The sequence below is a fragment of the Rubellimicrobium aerolatum genome (genome assembly GCF_017872975.1).
Lineage (GTDB): Bacteria > Pseudomonadota > Alphaproteobacteria > Rhodobacterales > Rhodobacteraceae > Rubellimicrobium > Rubellimicrobium aerolatum.
Genome location: NZ_JAGGJP010000002.1, coordinates 350,188 through 366,238 on the forward strand (window position 1 = coordinate 350,188; position 16,051 = coordinate 366,238).

Genomic DNA, 16,051 nt, shown 5'->3' on the forward strand with positions numbered 1-16,051 from the left:
TGCCGGGACCGCGCCGCGCGGAAACTCGGCGCCCGGGGATGGTGCCGGTCTTGTGCGCCCGGCGGCGGTTGCTATCGTGACGGCAGGACCTAACGCAGGGCTGCCGTCGCGCAGTTGAGGAACCGCATGATCATTCGGAAGACCACCATCGCCACGGTCACGGCCGGGCTCCTGGGCCTGGGGGTGCTGGGGACGGCGCAGGCGCAGGACGCCTATCGGATCCGGCCCGGCGACGTGCTCCAGATCGAGGTCATCGAGGACCCGGGCCTCAACCGAAGCAGCCTCGTGTCGCCGGACGGGCGGATCACCGTCCCGCTGGCCGGCTCGGTGCCGGCCGCCGGCCGCACGGTGGAGCAGATCCAGTCGGACCTCGTGGACCGGCTCGCCCCCAACTTCACCGCGCCTCCCAACGTCTTCGTCGGCCTGGCCCAGATCGCACAGGACGAGGAGGAGCCTCTGGCCGCCGAGGAGCCCCCCACCATCGACGTCTACGTGGTGGGCGAGGCCGGGCGGCCCGGCAAGCTCAGCGTCGAACCGGGGACGACCATGCTCCAGATCGTGGCCGAGATGGGGGGCTTCTCGCCCTTCGCCGCGACCAAGCGCATCCAGCTCCGCCGGACCGACCCCGCCACCGGGCGCGAGACCGTCTACGGCATCGATTACCGCGCTATCGAGCAGGGGCGCAGCGGCGCGGGCTCGGTCGCGCTGGCCGACGGCGACGTGATCGTGGTCCCGCAGCGTCGGCTCTTCGAATGACTACCGCGCCGTCCCGGCGATTCGGGCGCCCGCCGTCCCGGCGGGGCGGCGTGCCCGTCCTGGCCGCGCTGGCCCTTGGCCTGCCGCTGTCCGCCCCCGCGCCCGCGCAGGAGGGGCCGAACCCCGGCCTGACCGTCAGCCTGTCGCAGGGCCTGGGCTTCGACACCAACGCCGACCTCGACCCCGGGGTCGAGGACTCCCGCACCAGCGCCCTGACGGCCTTGGGCCTGTCCTACGCCAGCAGCACCCCGGCCTCGCGGCTCACGCTCCAGGCGGGCGCGAACGTCGAGGTGCCGTTCTCCGACGACGAGGCGCGCGTCGATGGCCCGAGCCTGTCCTTCGGCTACGAGCGCGCGGTCCCCGCGTCCAGCTTCACGGCCTCGGGGCGATTCAGCCGCACCGACGTGTCGTTCCTGCGGGGCCTTGGCGACTTCCTGGGCGAGGACGGGACCATCGACCTCCCCGACGACTTCGAGGACCTGGAGGGCGAGGGCACCCGCCAGCTCGGCCGCCTCGACGCCAGCCTCTCGCTGCGCGACGACGCGCCCTTCGGCGCGACCCTGTCCGCCGGAGTCCAGGGCGTGGACTACAGCGACGTCTCGGCCGAGAGCGAGCTTCTCGACTACACCGACACCAACTTCGGCGCGGAGCTGCGCTTCAGCCTGACCGAGACCATCGACCTCCGGGCCGGCTTCACGACCTCCACCTACGAGGAGGACGGCAGCGATCCCGAGACCGAGAGGGGCGTCGATTTCCAGGGCTCCATCGCGCGGCCAGACGGACAGTATGTGGCCAGGCTGGGCTTCGACGACACCGACGAGGGGCTGCGGACCTCGCTCAGCTTCGGCCGCGACCTCGAACGCCCGCTCGGCGCCGTCTCGGGCCGGATCGGCGTCACCCGCGACGGCACGGGCGACCTCCAGCTCACCGGCGGCGTCTCGGCCAGCCGGACGCTGCCGCGCGGCACGGCGTCGCTCGCGCTCGACCAGTCGGTCGAGACGCTGGAAGGCGACGAGGAGGAACTGGTGACCACCCTCGCCGCCCGCCTCAACCAAGAGATGACCCCGACCACCTCGCTGAGCCTCGACGCGCTCTACGGCGCCTCCCAGGACACCTCGACCGACGCGAGGACCCGCAGCCTGGAGCTCGGCGCGACGGTGCAGCGGCAGCTCACCCGCGCCTGGAACCTGTCGCTGGGCTACCGCCACGAGCGCGAGGACGAGACCGGCGAGGAGCTGGCGAAGAACGACAATCTGTTTCTGACCCTGGGCCGCCAGTTCGGCGGCGGGCTCTAGCCCCCCTGAGGAGGGCACCCGCCGGCCGGAAGCTCCTGAAAGGGCACGGAGTCGCAGCCCCGGCGGCCGCCCGGGGCCTCGACCGGCCCCCGGGCGGCGCAAGTTGTCGCGCCCCGCGCGACCACTCGATTTCCGTGGCGTGACGCCCTATGGTCCCTTTCGGTTCGGCTGCCCGCGCGGGCGGTCCTGATGCGCACGTCCTTCTAGGGTGATCGATGTCCTACGTTCCCTCCCAGGCCCTCGGCCGTCCCGACCGTGGCTTCAACCCGCCGGGCCTGTTCTGGTTCGCGGCCCTGATCGTCGCGTCGCTGCCGGTCTACTGGCTGGGCTTCGAGGCGCTGGCCCGCGCCTGGTCCACCCCCGAATACAGCCACGGCCCGATCATCCCGCTGGTCTCGCTCTATCTCTTCCTGCGCGAGCTTCGGATGGCTCCGCCCGAGGACCCGGCCCAGCCGCGCCGCCGCTGGCCCGGCATCCTCGTGATCCTCTTCGCGCTGGCCTTCGGCATCTTCGGCAACCTCGTGCAGATCCCGGACGTGACCACCTACGCCTTCATCATCTGGATGATGGGCGTGGTGCTGGTGGGCTTCGGCTGGGACCGGGGCCGCAGCCACTGGGCACCGGTGCTGCACCTCATCTTCATGCTGCCCCTGCCCCAGTTCCTCTACTGGCAGCTCACCATCTTCCTCCAGCTCGTCTCCTCCGAGCTGGGCGTCTGGTTCGTGCGGCTGGCGGGAGTGCCGGTGTTCCTTGAAGGGAACGTGATCGACCTGGGCGTCTACAAGCTCCAGGTGGCCGAGGCCTGCTCGGGCCTGCGCTACCTGTTCCCGATCCTCAGCTTCTCCTACCTGTTCGGCATCCTTTACCGCGGCCCCTTCTGGCACAAGGTCGTGCTGTTCCTGATGGCCGCTCCGCTCACCGTGTTCATGAACGCGGTGCGGATCGGCGTGATCGGAATCCTCGTGAACAGCTACGGGATCGAGCAGGCCGAGGGCTTCCTCCACTTCTTCGAGGGCTGGGTCATCTTCGGGGCCTGCGTGGCGATCCTGTTCATCATGGCGGTGACGCTCCAGCGGCTCACGCCCAACCCTCTGCCCCTGTCCGAGGTCATCGACCTCGACTTCGAAGGCTTCGGCCGGCAGGCCGCCCGCCTCGGCGGGATCCAGGCCTCGCCCGGGCTCGTCGCGGCCGCCCTCCTGTCGGGCGCGGTGACGCTGGCCTTCGTGGCCACTCCGGCCCCGGAGCGGCCGGATCTCGTCCGCGAGACCTTCGCCATCTTCCCCGAGGACATCGACGGCTGGTCCGGCTTCTCCGAGGCGCTGGCGCCCGAGACCGAGACGGTGCTCGATGCCTCGGACTACGTGAACGTCACCTACGTCTCCCCCGAAGAGGCCGCGCCGGTGAACCTGTTCTCGGCCTGGTACAGCAACCAGACCGAGGGCACGGGCATCCACTCGCCCGAGGTCTGCCTGCCGGTCGGCGGCTGGGAGGTGTTCTCGATGGAGCCCGTGGCCGTCTCCATGCCGGGCACGGTCTACGGCGACTTCACCCTCAACCGAGCGGTGATCCAGAAGGGCCTGTCCAAGCAGCTCGTCTACTACTGGTTCGAGCAGCGCGGGAAGCGCATGACCAACGACTACCTTGCCAAGGCCAGCGTCGTCTGGGACAGCCTGACCATGGGCCGCACCGACGGGGCCATCGTGCGCTTCGTCACCGCCATCAACGAGGGCGAGGCCGAGGAGGTGGCCGACGCCCGCATCCGCCGCCTGATGGCCGAGGTGCTGCCCCGCCTGCCGGACTACATCCCGAACTGACGGGCTGCGCGAAGCCGTCTCCCGGGGGAGCGCCACGCGCGCTCCCCCGGGCGTTTCGCCCATGGACACAGACCGGCCCGAGCCGGGTCGTTGCGCCTTCCGGCCCGAGCGGCTAGGCAACCGCCGGGACCGCAACAGCAAGGTGAACCGCGACATGGCCGACGCAACCTCCCGGCACGTCCTCATCGTCGTGGAGAACCTGCCCGTTCCCCTCGATCGCCGCGTGTGGCTGGAGGCTACGACGCTGATCGCGGCGGGCTACCGGGTGTCGGTGATCTGCCCGCAGATGCGGAACTGGACGGCCCCCTACGAGGAGATCGACGGCGTCCACATCTACCGCTATCCCCTGCCCCTGGAGGCGCACGAGGGCGCGGTCGCCTACGCCCGCGAATACGGCGCGGCGGTCAAGGGCTGGTTCAATCTCGCGGCCAGGGTCTGGAAGGAACAGGGGCCGTTCCAGGTGATCCAGGGCTGCAACCCGCCCGACCTCGTGTTCCTGCTCGCGCGCCGCTACCGCTCCAAGGGCGTGGCCTACCTCTTCGACCACCACGACCCCTCCCCCGAGCTGTTCGAGGCCAAGTTCGGCCGCAAGGGGATGCTCTACAACGTGATGCTCCTGTGGGAGAAGCTGACCTTCCGCACCGCCCGCGTCTCCATCGCCACCAACGAGAGCTTTCGCCGCATCGCCATCGAGAGGGGCGGCATGGACCCCGACGACGTGTTCGTCGTCCGCTCCGCGCCCAAGCTCGAAACCTTCATCCCCGGCCCGGGCAACCTCGTCCACCGCAACGACGCGGGAACGGTCCTGGGCTACGTGGGCGTGATCGGCCAGCAGGAGGGCATGGACCTCCTCGTCGCCGCCGCCGACCACCTCGTGAACGGCCTGGGCCGCTCCGACGTGCATTTCGCCATCGTGGGCTTCGGCTCGGGCCTCGACGAGATGAAGGCTGACGTCGCCCGGCGCGAGCTGACGGACAAGTTCACCTTCCACGGCCCGCTCTATGGCGAGGCGCTGGTCGAGGTCCTGAACAGCATCGACATCGGCGTCGCGCCCGATCCCCGGAACGCGATGAACGACATCTGCACGATGAACAAGGTCATCGAATACATGGCGCTCGGCAAGCCGGTGGTGCAGTTCGACCTGACCGAGGGCCGCGCCTCGGCCGGCGAGGCGTCGCTCTACGCCCGCGCCAACGAGCCCGAGGATTTCGCCGACAAGATCGCCGTCCTGATGGACGACCCCGACCTGCGCGAGAGGCTGGGCCAGATCGGCCTCGACCGCGTGCGGGGCGGACTGAGCTGGAGCCACTCGGCTCCCCGGCTGCTCGCGGCCTACGACCGGATCTACCGCACCCTCGGCTGATCCGGCGCGCGGCCCAACGCCCGGGTCGCGGCCATCCCGGTCAGCAGCCCGCCCAGATGCGTCTGCCAGGCGAGCTGCCCCCCCGCCAGGACCCAGGTGACGAGGTTCAGCGCCGCCAGCACCGCGAGAGCCGCCAGCACCCCGCCGGGGCGGCGCTGCTCCTCCCAGTAGAGGACCAGCGCCGCCCCGGCGAGGCCGAAGATCGCGCCCGAGGCGCCGACCATCGGCGCCGCCGTCGCGGACAGGAGGCCGAACACCACGGCCCCGCCCAGCGCCGACAGGGCATAGACCACCGCGAGGCGCCACGCCCCCAGCCGCCGCGCGAGCGAGGGGGTCAGGGTGGCCAGCGTCGCCATGTTGCCCAGGGCATGGCCCGGCCCGCCGTGCAGGAAGGCATAGGTCGCGAACATCAGCACGGCCTGTCCTGGATAGTTGGGCTGCCAGTCGCGCAGCAGACCCGACCAGAAGCCCCCATACTGATAGGCCGTCACCCGCCAGAGCGGCGACCCCCAAAGGCCCCGGTCCGCCGCGAGGAGCACGGCCTCGACCAGCAGGTTGACCGCGATCAGCGCCATGGCGACGCCCGGCAGCCGGAGGCCCGGCTCCCCTTCCGGCCGACGCTCCACCCGGGACGAATCCCGCCCGCGCATCTCCGCTGCCGCCACCCTGCCCCCCGGTTCCCCGCGCCGGCCCGCGCGCCGTGTCCGTCCATCATGCGGCCCCTGGCCGGGGGACGCCAGCGTCCCGGGGCCACACCGGCACGGCGACCGCCCCGGCGTGGCCGCGCCGCCCTTGCCGTGGTCTCTGCGATGCGGCATGGCGCATACTTGACCATCCCGCCGTCCCGTGGCGGGGTCCCCCGCGTGGCAGAGGAAGGGAGAACCCCCAGATGAAAATCCTGGTGACCGGCGGCGCCGGCTTCATCGGCTCGGCGGTGGTGCGCCTCGCCGTGGCGCGTGGCCACGAGGTCGTGAACCTCGACGCCCTGACCTACGCGGCCAACCTCGCCAACGTGGCGCAGGTGACGAACTCGTCGCTCTATGCCTTCGAGCAAGCGGACCTCCGCGACCGCCCGGCGCTCGACCGCGTCCTCGCCGCGCACCGGCCCGACGCGATCATGCACCTCGCCGCCGAAAGCCACGTGGACCGTTCCATCGACGGCCCCGGCACCTTCGTGGAGACCAACGTCAACGGCACCTTCAACCTGCTGGAGGCCGCCCGCGCCTATTGGCTGCGCGAGGGCCGCCCCGAGGGCTTCCGCTTCCACCACATCTCCACGGACGAGGTGTTCGGCACCCTGGGCGCGACCGGCCAGTTCACCGAGGACACGCCCTACGCCCCGAACTCCCCCTACTCCGCCACCAAGGCCGCATCCGACCACCTGGTCCGCGCCTGGCACGAGACCTACGGCCTGCCGGTCGTGCTCACCAACTGCTCGAACAACTACGGTCCTTTCCACTTCCCCGAGAAGCTGGTCCCCGTCGTCATCCTCAACGCGCTCCACGGCAAGCCCATCCCCGTCTATGGCCAGGGCCTGAACGTCCGCGACTGGCTGTATGTGGAGGACCACGCCGACGCCCTCCTGACCGTGCTCCAACGCGGGCAGGTCGGCCGCAGCTACAACATCGGCGGCGAGAACGAGGCCCGCAACATCGACCTCGTGCAGACGATCTGCGCCATCCTCGACGACCTGCGCCCCGAGGCCGCGCCGCACGACCACCTCATCACCTACGTCGCCGACCGCCCCGGCCACGACCTCCGCTATGCCATCGACCCGACCCGCATCCGCGAGGAGCTGGGCTGGCGTCCCTCCGTCACGCTGGAGGAGGGGCTGCGCCGCACCGTCGAATGGTATCTTCGGAACGAGGACTGGTGGCGTCCCCTGCTCGCGCGGCAGGGCGTGGGCCAGCGGCTCGGCACCAAGGTCGATCCCGTGCCGGAGAGCGCGGAATGAGGCTCCTCCTCATCGGCCGCACCGGCCAGGTCGCCACTGAGATCCTGCGCCGCGCCCCCGAGGGCGTGGCCGTGACCGCGCTCGGCCGCGACGTGGCCGACCTCTCCGACCCCGCCGCCTGCGCGGCGGCCATCGCCAGGGCCGAGGCCGACGCGGTGGTCAACGCCGCCGCCTGGACCGCCGTGGACCGCGCCGAGTCCGAGGAGGAGGCCGCCCGCGTCATCAACGGCGAGGCGCCTGCCGCCATGGCCCGCGCCGCCGCCGCGCGCGGGCTGCCCTTCGTCCACATCTCCACCGATTACGTCTTCGACGGGCTGGGCACGAAGCCTTTCGCGCCCGAGGACCCGGTCGCCCCCCAGAACGCCTACGGCCGCTCCAAGCTCCTGGGCGAGCAGGGCGTGCGTCAGGCCGGCGGCCCCCATGTCATCCTGCGGACGGCCTGGGTCTTCTCGGCCCATGGCGCGAACTTCGTGAAGACCATGCTCCGCCTCGGGCGCGAGCGGGAGGCGATCACCGTCGTCGCCGACCAGATCGGCGGCCCCACCCCCGCCGCGGCCATCGCCGACGCCTGCTTCGCGCTGGCGCAGGGCCTCGCACAGGGTGGCCCAAGCGGCACGCACCATTTCTGCGGCGCCCCGGAAACGAGCTGGGCTGGCTTCGCCGAGGCGATCATGGCCGAGGCGGGCCTCGCCTGCCGGGTGAACCCGATCCCCTCCTCGGCCTATCCGACGCCGGCCACGCGGCCCCTGAACTCGCGGATGGACTGCGGCTCGCTCCACTCCGCCTACGGCATCGCCCAGCCCGACTGGCGCGACGGCCTGCGCAACGTGCTGAGGGAACTGGGGGCGCTGCACGCCCCCGCCTAGGCGAAAGGGCGGCCGATCAGGCCGCCCCCCCCTCCTCCGCCATCGCACGCAGGTAGCGCCCATAGGCGTTCTTCCCGAACAGCCTGGCCCGATCCAGCAGCGCCTCGCGGCCGATCCAGCCCTGCCGCCACGCGATCTCGTCCGGGCTGCCGGTCTGGAGCCCCTGCCGCTCCTCCAGCGTGCGGACGAAGTTCCCCGCGTCCAGCAGCGAGGCATGGGTCCCGGTGTCGAGCCACGCATAGCCCCGGCCCATGGTCTTCACCGACAGCCGCCCCTCGTGGAGGTAGGTCTCCAGCAGCGTGGTGATCTCCAGCTCCCCCCGGGCCGAGGGCTGGACGCCCCGCGCCCGCTCGGAGGCCGTGCCGTCGAGGAAGTAGAGCCCGGTCACGGCGTAGTTCGACGGCGGCACCTCGGGCTTCTCGATGATGGCGCTCGCCTGACCGTCGGCGCCGAAGGCCACCACCCCGTAGCGCTCCGGGTCGGCGACGTGGTAGCCGAAGACGGTCCCGCCCTGGGGCTGGCGGTCGGCCTCGGCCATCAGGTCGGGCAGGCCGTGGCCGAAGAAGATGTTGTCCCCCAGCACCATCGCCGAGGGGGAGCCGGCCAGGAAGTCCTCAGCCAGCAGATAGGCCTGCGCGAGCCCGTCCGGCGAGGGCTGGGCGATGTAGGTGAGCGACAGGCCCCACTGCGCGCCGTCGCCCAGCGTCCGCCTGAACTGGTCCTGGTCGGCGGGGGTGGTGATCAGCGCGATCTCCCGGATGCCGGCCAGCATCAGCACCGACAGCGGATAGTAGATCATCGGCTTGTCGTAGACCGGCAGGAGCTGCTTGGAGAGCCCGATGGTGATCGGATACAGCCGGGTGCCCGACCCGCCCGCGAGGATGATGCCCTTGCGATTCGTCATTTCGTTCCGTCCCAGGTGAAGGGGCTGTCCCATTCCGCGAAGCGCGGCGCGGCGCGGTCCTTGTCCGACAGCACCGCCTTGTCGGCCCCGATGCCCCAGTCGATCCCCAGCGTCGGGTCGTCCCAGGCCACCCCGCCGTCGCAGTCGGGCGCGTAGGTGTCCGTGCACTTGTAGGCGACCTGCGTGTCGGGCGTCAGCGTGACGAAGCCGTGCAGGAACCCCACCGGAATGAGGAGTTGGCGGGAGTTGACAGCCGTCAACTCCTCCGCGACCCACTTCCCGTAGGTCGGCGAGCCCTTCCGCGCGTCCACCGCCACGTCGAGGATCGCCCCGGCGATCACGCGCACGAGCTTGTCCTGCGCGCGCGGCGGGCGCTGATAATGGAGCCCCCGGACCGTGCCGGCGGCCGCGCTCAGGGAATGGTTGTCCTGCACGAAGTCGAGGTCGATCCCCTGCGCCCGCAGGACCTCGCGGTTCCAGGACTCCATGAACCAGCCCCGCGCGTCCCCGAACCGCCGCGGGATCAGGACCTTGACCCCGGATAGGGCCGTATCTTCGATCTGCACCGTCGCCTCGTTCCTTGCCAGTCGCCCCGGCTCTACCAAGGCGACCCGGCAGCGTCACGGGCTTTTCGGCCCCCGGCTCGCCGCGGCGCGGAAACGCATCGTCGCCCGGGCCGCCGCGCCTCAGCCGGCGGCGACGGGCCGCCGCGCCTGCCGCAGCAGCGAGGCCGTGTAGACCGCCAGCGCCGCCCAGATCATCGGGAAGGCGATCATCCGGGCGCGGCCGAACTCCTCTCCGAACAGCAGCACCGCCGTCAGCGCGATCATCGTCGGCGCGATGTATTGCAGGATGCCGATGGTCGAGAGCCGCAGGAGCTTCGCGCCGTTGGCATACAGGATCAGCGGCACCGCCGTCACCGGCCCGCAGGCCAGCAGCAGCCAGGTCGTCGCGGTATCCCCCGAGAGGAAATGGCTCCGCCCCGTCGCCACCAGCCAGCCCAGGTAGGCCAGCGCGGGCGCGAGGAGGATCAGCACCTCCAGCAGGAAGCCCTGGTTCGGGCCCACCGGCAGCCGCTTCTTGAGGAAGGCGTAGATCCCCCAGGTGAGCGTGAGCCCCAGTGCCACCATCGGCAGCCGCCCCGTCTCCCAGGTCAGCACCGCGACCCCGGCGGCGGCCAGGGCGATGGCCGCCCATTGCGCGGGGGCCAGCCGCTCGCGCAGCAGCGCCGCGCCCAAGAGCACGCTGAACAGCGGGTTGATGTAGTAGCCCAGCGCCGCGTCGAGCGCGTGCCCCGCGCCGATGGACCACACGTAGATCCCCCAGTTGACCGAGATCAGCGTCGCCGTCGCCACGGCCATGCCCAGCATCCGGGGCGAGCGCAGCGCGCGCCGCAGGTCCTCCGTCCGGCCCGTCGCCCAGATCACCGCACCGGCGATGGGGATGGACCAGATCACGCGATGGACGATCACCTCGGACGGGGGCACATGGGCCAGCGCCTTCATGAACAGCGGCAGGAAGCCCCAGAGCACGTAGACCGTGGTCGCCAGCACGATGCCCTTCAGGCTGTCGCCGTTGCCGTCCCCGTTGCCGTCCCCGTTGCCGTCCATGACCGACCCTCCCCCGGATGCCGCGCCCGCAGCCGGTAGCGCAACGCCCCGCCGGGGGCCACCCCGGACGCGCCGCCGGGACGGGACCGGGGCAAGGGGCCGCTAGCGCTCCAGCAGTTCGCGGACCTTGGCGGCCAGCGCCTCGACGGCGAAGGGCTTGGTCAGCATCGCCATGCCGGGCCGCAGGAACCCCCCGGCCCGGATCGCCCCCTCGGCATAGCCGGTGATGAACAGCACCTTCAGGTCCGGCCGCCCCTCCCGCGCCCGGTCGGCGAGCTGCCGGCCGTCGAGTCCCGGCAGCCCGAGGTCCGTCACCAGCAGGTCGAAGCGCCGCCCCGGCCCGAGCAGCTCCAGCGCCGCCGGGCCGTCGCCGGCCTCCAGCACCGCGAAGTCCCGCTCGCGCAGGACCTCGGCCACCAGGGCGCGCACCACCGGCTCGTCATCCACGACCAGGGCGGTGCCGCCGCGCCGGGCGGCGGGGATCTCGGGCCCCCGCATCTCCACCCCGCCCGGCTCCATCCCGCCCGGCGGCGCCCCGCCCCGCTCCGCCGCGTCCTGGATGCGCGGCAGCAGCAGCGTGACCGTCGTGCCCCGCCCTTCCTGCGACTCCACCCGGACCAGGCCTTCGGACTGCCGGGCGAAGCCGTAGACCATCGACAGGCCAAGCCCGCTCCCCTGGCCAAGCGGCTTGGTGGTGAAGAAGGGCTCGAAGGCCCGCGCCACCACCTCGGGCGCCATGCCCAGGCCGGTGTCGGCGACCTCGACCGCCACGAAGGCACCGGGACCGGCATCCCCCTCGCCTTCCCCAAGGAGGACGTTGCGCGTCCCCACCCGCAGCCGCCCGCCCCCGGGCATGGCGTCCCGCGCATTGATGCAAAGATTGAGGAGCGCGCTCTCCAGTTGCACCGGATCGCAGAGCGTCCGCCACAGCCCCTCGGCGCGGTCCAGCTCCAGCGCGATCGCCGGGCCCAAGGTGCGGCGCAGCAGGTCCTCCATGCCCGACAACAGGGCGTTGGCGTCCACGGGCCGGGGATCGAGCGGCTGGCGGCGCGCGAAGGCCAGCAGCCGGTGGGTCAGCGCCGCCGCCCGCTGCGCCGAGCCCATCGCCGCCTCCACGTAGCGCCCGAGCCCGTCCGTCCGCCCCTGCCGCAGCCGCGTGCCCAGCAGGTCCAGCGATCCCACGATCCCGGCCAGGAGGTTGTTGAAGTCGTGGGCGATGCCGCCGGTGAGCTGCCCCACCGCCTCCATCTTCTGCGCTTGCCGGAGCTGCTCCTCGGCCTGCCGCTGCCCGGTCACGTCGCGGCCGATGGCGTGGAACACCCCGTCCCCCGGCACGCCCGTCCAGGACACCGTGCGCCAGCTCCCGTCGGCGTGGCGCAGGCGGTTCTCGAGGTCGGCGATCCGCTGGCCCCGCCGCAGCCGCGCCAGCGCCCGCAGCAGGCGCGGCCGGTCCTCGGGCCGGGTGAGATCGAGGAAGGGCGTCCGCCGCAGCGTCTCCTCGTCGTGGCCCAGCGTCCGCGCCCAGGCCGGGTTGATCGCCCGCCGCGTCCCGTCGAGGCCGAACACCGCCATCAGCTCGTTGGAGTTCTGCCAGATCCGGTCCCGCTCGGCGGTGCGCTGCGCCACCTCGGCCTCCAGGTCGCGGTTCAGCCGCCGCAGCTCCTCCTCGGCGCCGGCGCGGGCGGTGTCGTCGCGCAGGGTCAGCACCGCGCCGATCCGCGTCCCGTCCGGCAGCCGGATCGGCCGGGCCGACCCCACCGCCCGCACCTCCCGCCCGTCGGGGCGGCGGATGCGCCAGCGCGCCTCCTCCGCCGCCTCGCCCCGCAGCGCGGCCCGCGCCAGCGGCAGCTCCTCGCCGGGATAGGGCGCGCCGTCCTCGGTGAAGAGCCGGTAGGTTGCGCTGTAGTCCTCCGGCCCGACGCCCAGCCGCGCCACCCCGTGGATGCGCGCGGCGGCCTCGTTGACGAAGGCGATGCGTCCCCCGGTGTCGGTGACGACCACGCCCTCGGCCAACTGCCCCAGGATCGCCGCCGTCCGCGTGGCGTCCCGCTCCGCCGCCTCCCGCGCCTCCCGCAGCGCCCGCTCGGCCGCCTTCCGCTCGGATATGTCGGCCACCAGCACATAGAAGCCGTCCCAGGCCCCGTCGGCGGCCCGGCGCGGCAGGTAATGGACCTCGGTCTCCTCCCCGCCGCCGTCGGCGCGCGGCGTCGCCGCCTCGAAGCGCCGCGCCTCGCCCCGCAGGGCGGCCTCGGCATGGTGGCGGCGCAGCCCGAAGGCCTCCGCGCCCAGCACCTCCTCCATGGTCCGGCCCAGCACGTCGTCGCGCGCGCGGCCGAACCAGTCCTCGTAGGCCCGGTTCACGAAGCGGTAGCGGCCCTCCCGGTCCACCAGCGACATCAGCATGGGCAGGGCGTCCGCCAGCAGCCGCAGGCGCTCCTCCTCCGCCCGCAGCCGCGCCTCGGCCTCCGCCTTCTCGACCGCCGAGGCGGCGAGCTGCGCGAGCTGCACGAGGATCGCCTCGTCGGTCCCGTCGAACTCCCCCTCCAGCCGGTCCGAGAGCTGGACCAGCCCGAGGTTCCGCCCGTCCCGCCCCACCAGCGCCGTCGCGAGCCAGCCGCGCATCGGCGGGTGCCGGGCGGCCTCGGGGCCGAAGCCGCGCCAGCGGGGATGCGCCTCCAGCTCGGCCTGGGTCATGCGGACGGTGAGGTTCCCCTCGCAGACCCAGGCATAGACGCCCGACCCGTCCGGCGCGCTCTCGTAGCCGGCCCAGCGCGCATAGCGGTCCGACAGGGAGACGGCGGTGATCGCCTGCGACCAGTCGGGCCCGCGCGTGAGGCTGCACACCGACTGGTGCGCGCCGACGATCTCCCGCGCGGCGTCCGTGATCGCCTGGAGCGTCGCCGGCAGGTCCGGGGCGCCGACGATGGCCCGCGCCGCCCGCGCCAGCGCCGGCATCCGGTCGGCCGCGCCCCGGGCGGCGCCGTCGGAGGCCTCGCGCAGCCGGGCGTTCTCGGCCCGCAGGACCGCCGCCTCGCGCCGCAGGGCCTCCAGCTCGCCCGCCGCGTCGCCGATCCGCGTTTCCATGCCGACCCTCCCCGGAACCGCAACAAAGCCGAGCGGGCGGGGTTCCGCAAGGCCGCCGGGCGCTCTGGACGCCGCGCCCCGCGCGGGGCAGAGGGGAAGGCGCCGCAGCAAAGGGGACGCGCATGGACCTCCTGGCCCTCTTCCACGTCGAGAGCGGGACCGAGCTCGCCTGGGTCCTGGTCGGCTTCCTCGCCCAGGTTCTCTTCGGCGGGCGCTTCGTCCTGCAATGGTGGCGGTCCGAGAAGGCGGGCGAATCGGTCGTGCCCGTGGGCTTCTGGTGGCTGTCGATCACCGGGGGCGCGCTGATGCTGGCCTACGCGCTCTATCGCATGGACCCGGTCTTCGTGCTGGGCCAGGGGCTCGGCCTCGTCGTCTACCTCCGCAACCTCGCGCTGATCCGCAAGGCCGCGCGCCGCCGGGCCTGAGCCCTCACCCCTCGTCCCCGAGGTTCGCCGTCCGCCGCACCGAGTAGTGCGTCCGCGCCTCCTGCCGGCCGTAGTAGATGCGGACCAGCACCTCGCTGAGGAGGCCCAGGGAAAAGAGCTGCAACGCCGACAGCCCCGACAGCACCGTCAGCAGCAGCAGCGGGTTCCCCGACATGTCCACCCCGCCCGCCAGCTTCATCCCCACCGCGCCCAGCAAAGCCAGGATGCTGACCCCCAGCGCCAGGAGCCCGAGCCCCCCGAAGAGCCGCATCGGATGGGCCGAGTAGTCGAGCAGGTATTTCAGCGTGATGAGGTCCAGCAGCACCACCACCGTCCGCCACAGCCCATACTTCGTCACCCCCGCCACGCGGGGCCGATGGCTCGTCGGCATCTCGGTCCAGCGCGCCCCGCGCTGCACCATCAGGATCGACACGAACCGGTGCATGTCGCCATACAGCTCCAGCTCCGACAGGAACTCGCGCCGGATGACCTTGAGCGTGCAGCCAAGGTCCCGGATCGGCACCCCCGTCACCCGCCGGATCAGCCCGTTGGCGAGCCGCGAGGGCAGCTTCCGGGTCAACCGCGCGTCCTGCCGGTCCCGCCGCCAGCCCGCCACGAGGTCGTGGCCCTCCTCCAGCCTGGCCACCATCGCCGGGATGTCCGCCGGGTCGTTCTGGAGGTCGCCGTCGATGGTCACGATCGCCCCGAACCGCGCCCGGTCCATCCCCGCCCGCAGCGCCGAGGTCTGCCCGTAGTTGCGCCGCAGCAGCACGAGCTTCACCCGCCCGTCCCGCGCCGCGATCCCCTCCATGAGCCGCGCGCTGCCATCGCGCGAGCCGTCGTCCACCAGGATGATCTCGTAGGGCTTGCCCACCCGCGCCAGCGCCGCCGTCAGCTCCTCGTGGAGCCGGGGCAGGTTCTCCTCCTCGTTGTGGATCGGCACCACCACCGACACGCCGTCCACCGGCTCGGCCGCCAGGTCGCGGGCGAGAGGATCGGCGAGCGGGGCTTCGAGGGGCATCGGCGGGGCTCCTGGGCGGGACTGCGGTCCACGACGATAGCACCCTTCGCCGCCGGGGGCAGGGCCCGGCCCGTTCCCGGTGGCGCGCCCGCCACGAAAATGTCACGGCGGCCGGCGGCCCGGCGCCCCGTCTGGGCGCGTCTGGGCGCGTCGGGGCGCGTCACCGCGCGATCAGCACCTCGATGCCCCGCGCCTCGAAGGCCTTGGCCTCCCGGTCCGGGATGCCGTCGTCGGTGACGAAGGCGTGCACCACGTCCAGCGCGGACAGCCGCGTGAAGGACGACCGGCCGATCTTGGTCGAATCCGCCACCAGATAGACCCGCGCCGCCGCCCGGATCATCGCCTGCTTGAGCTGGAGGTCGGCGAAGCTCGGGTAGGTGAGCCCCGCCTCCAGATCGACGCCGGCGGTGGCCAGGAACAGCTTTCCCGCGAAGATGCTGCGGAAGTAATCCACCGACGCATCGCCCGACAGCGACAGCGTCGGCGGCTTGAACTGCCCGCCGGGCATGTGGATCGTGTTCCCCGGCACCGCCCCCAGGATCACCGCGATGTTGAGGGCGTTGGTGATGACGGTCAGCCCATGGCGCGGCACCAGCCGGCTCGCCACCTCGGTCGTCGTGGTCCCGGCGTCGAGGATCAGCGTCTCCCCGTCCTGCACGAGGCTCGCCGCGAACGCCCCGATGCGGCGCTTCTTGTCCATGTTCTCGCTGTGCTGGAGCGTCAGGGCATTGACCTGCTGCGGCACCGTGTTGAGGTAGGCCCCCCCGTGCTCGCGGGTGATCTGCCCCTCGGCCTCCAGCCGCTCCAGGTCCTGGCGGATCGTCGCCTCGGACACCTGGAAGGCGGCGGCGAGGTCGCGCACCCGCGCGCTCCCCTCCTCCTGGAGCCATTCGAGGATGCGCCGGCGCCGCGGCTCCGACAGAAGGCCCGGCTGGACCTCCATCCTGAACTCGCTCGGC

The 16,051-nt window shown here is 72.4% G+C and carries 14 protein-coding genes; 7 read left to right on the top strand and 7 right to left on the bottom strand.

Annotation, left to right across the window (positions count from 1 at the left end; all coding sequences use genetic code 11):
• The first annotated feature begins 126 nt into the window (after positions 1-126).
• The 4 genes from J2Z33_RS03850 to J2Z33_RS03865 all read left to right on the top strand — a co-directional run bounded on the left by J2Z33_RS03850 (position 127) and on the right by J2Z33_RS03865 (position 5,228).
• On the top strand, positions 127-756 hold the full coding sequence (locus J2Z33_RS03850; protein WP_209838045.1) for a polysaccharide biosynthesis/export family protein: 630 nt from the start codon (positions 127-129) through the stop codon (positions 754-756).
• A 50-nt stretch (positions 757-806) separates the two neighbouring features.
• Positions 807-2,051 (top strand): hypothetical protein, encoded by a 1,245-nt coding sequence (locus J2Z33_RS03855; RefSeq protein WP_209838047.1) that lies wholly within the window; start codon positions 807-809, stop codon positions 2,049-2,051.
• 215 nt (positions 2,052-2,266) lie between these two features.
• Entirely contained in the window at positions 2,267-3,865 is a 1,599-nt protein-coding gene (gene xrtD, locus J2Z33_RS03860) for a VPLPA-CTERM-specific exosortase XrtD (protein ID WP_209838049.1), read from the top strand.
• Positions 3,866-4,019: 154 nt separating this feature from the next.
• The gene (locus J2Z33_RS03865) at positions 4,020-5,228 is read left to right on the top strand and encodes a glycosyltransferase family 4 protein (protein ID WP_209838051.1); all 1,209 of its coding nucleotides are present in this window, start codon (positions 4,020-4,022) and stop codon (positions 5,226-5,228) included.
• Here the strand turns inward: J2Z33_RS03865 and J2Z33_RS03870 are convergent.
• Entirely contained in the window at positions 5,210-5,854 is a 645-nt protein-coding gene (locus tag J2Z33_RS03870; RefSeq protein ID WP_342454123.1) for a rhomboid family intramembrane serine protease, read from the bottom strand. The two genes, J2Z33_RS03865 and J2Z33_RS03870, sit on opposite strands and share 19 nt — an antisense overlap.
• Before the next feature lie 263 nt (positions 5,855-6,117).
• On the opposite strand from J2Z33_RS03870, the gene rfbB reads away from it, so the two are divergent.
• Together rfbB and rfbD are read left to right on the top strand one after the other, a co-directional pair.
• Positions 6,118-7,182, top strand: coding sequence for a dTDP-glucose 4,6-dehydratase (gene rfbB / locus J2Z33_RS03875; protein ID WP_209838053.1), 1,065 nt, complete (start codon positions 6,118-6,120; stop codon positions 7,180-7,182).
• Complete coding sequence (rfbD, locus tag J2Z33_RS03880) at positions 7,179-8,048, top strand: dTDP-4-dehydrorhamnose reductase (protein ID WP_209838055.1); 870 nt, start codon at positions 7,179-7,181, stop codon at positions 8,046-8,048. Before rfbB ends, rfbD begins: the two co-directional genes overlap by 4 nt.
• Positions 8,049-8,064: 16 nt before the next feature.
• Here the strand turns inward: rfbD and rfbA are convergent, their stop codons facing one another.
• The 4 genes from rfbA to J2Z33_RS03900 all read right to left on the bottom strand — a co-directional run bounded on the left by rfbA (position 8,065) and on the right by J2Z33_RS03900 (position 13,646).
• The gene (rfbA, locus tag J2Z33_RS03885) at positions 8,065-8,952 is read right to left on the bottom strand and encodes a glucose-1-phosphate thymidylyltransferase RfbA (protein WP_209838057.1); all 888 of its coding nucleotides are present in this window, start codon (positions 8,950-8,952) and stop codon (positions 8,065-8,067) included.
• Positions 8,949-9,518: a dTDP-4-dehydrorhamnose 3,5-epimerase gene (gene rfbC, locus J2Z33_RS03890; protein WP_209838060.1), complete on the bottom strand. Its 570-nt coding sequence runs from the start codon at positions 9,516-9,518 to the stop codon at positions 8,949-8,951. Before rfbC ends, rfbA begins: the two co-directional genes overlap by 4 nt.
• Before the next feature lie 120 nt (positions 9,519-9,638).
• Positions 9,639-10,562 (bottom strand): EamA family transporter RarD, encoded by a 924-nt coding sequence (gene rarD, locus J2Z33_RS03895; protein ID WP_209838063.1) that lies wholly within the window; start codon positions 10,560-10,562, stop codon positions 9,639-9,641.
• A 102-nt stretch (positions 10,563-10,664) separates the two neighbouring features.
• Complete coding sequence (locus J2Z33_RS03900; RefSeq protein ID WP_209838065.1) at positions 10,665-13,646, bottom strand: PAS domain S-box protein; 2,982 nt, start codon at positions 13,644-13,646, stop codon at positions 10,665-10,667.
• A 122-nt stretch (positions 13,647-13,768) separates the two neighbouring features.
• On the opposite strand from J2Z33_RS03900, the gene J2Z33_RS03905 reads away from it, so the two are divergent.
• Positions 13,769-14,071 (top strand): lipid-A-disaccharide synthase N-terminal domain-containing protein, encoded by a 303-nt coding sequence (locus J2Z33_RS03905; RefSeq protein ID WP_209838067.1) that lies wholly within the window; start codon positions 13,769-13,771, stop codon positions 14,069-14,071.
• A gap of 4 nt (positions 14,072-14,075) precedes the next feature.
• Here J2Z33_RS03905 and J2Z33_RS03910 read toward each other — a convergent pair whose 3' ends face one another.
• A complete protein-coding gene (locus J2Z33_RS03910; RefSeq protein ID WP_209838069.1) occupies positions 14,076-15,092 on the bottom strand; it encodes a glycosyltransferase family 2 protein in 1,017 nt (338 codons plus the stop codon).
• Between the two features lie 160 nt (positions 15,093-15,252).
• Positions 15,253-16,035, bottom strand: a complete 783-nt coding sequence (locus tag J2Z33_RS03915) for a DeoR/GlpR family DNA-binding transcription regulator (RefSeq protein WP_209838071.1) — start codon at positions 16,033-16,035, stop codon at positions 15,253-15,255.
• Positions 16,036-16,051: the final 16 nt, after the last annotated feature.

What these genes read in the sequence shown, in the direction of transcription:
- J2Z33_RS03910 (WP_209838069.1), bottom strand. Translation starts at nt 15,092, where the DNA reads ATGCCCCTCGAAGCCCCGCTCGCCGATCCTCTCGCCCGCGACCTGGCG.
- J2Z33_RS03915 (WP_209838071.1), bottom strand. Translation starts at nt 16,035, where the DNA reads ATGGAGGTCCAGCCGGGCCTTCTGTCGGAGCCGCGGCGCCGGCGCATC.
- rarD (WP_209838063.1), bottom strand. Translation starts at nt 10,562, where the DNA reads ATGGACGGCAACGGGGACGGCAACGGGGACGGCAACGGCGACAGCCTG.
- J2Z33_RS03865 (WP_209838051.1), top strand. Translation starts at nt 4,020, where the DNA reads ATGGCCGACGCAACCTCCCGGCACGTCCTCATCGTCGTGGAGAACCTG.
- xrtD (WP_209838049.1), top strand. Translation starts at nt 2,267, where the DNA reads ATGTCCTACGTTCCCTCCCAGGCCCTCGGCCGTCCCGACCGTGGCTTC.
- J2Z33_RS03905 (WP_209838067.1), top strand. Translation starts at nt 13,769, where the DNA reads ATGGACCTCCTGGCCCTCTTCCACGTCGAGAGCGGGACCGAGCTCGCC.
- J2Z33_RS03850 (WP_209838045.1), top strand. Translation starts at nt 127, where the DNA reads ATGATCATTCGGAAGACCACCATCGCCACGGTCACGGCCGGGCTCCTG.
- rfbD (WP_209838055.1), top strand. Translation starts at nt 7,179, where the DNA reads ATGAGGCTCCTCCTCATCGGCCGCACCGGCCAGGTCGCCACTGAGATC.
- rfbA (WP_209838057.1), bottom strand. Translation starts at nt 8,952, where the DNA reads ATGACGAATCGCAAGGGCATCATCCTCGCGGGCGGGTCGGGCACCCGG.
- rfbB (WP_209838053.1), top strand. Translation starts at nt 6,118, where the DNA reads ATGAAAATCCTGGTGACCGGCGGCGCCGGCTTCATCGGCTCGGCGGTG.
- J2Z33_RS03900 (WP_209838065.1), bottom strand. Translation starts at nt 13,646, where the DNA reads ATGGAAACGCGGATCGGCGACGCGGCGGGCGAGCTGGAGGCCCTGCGG.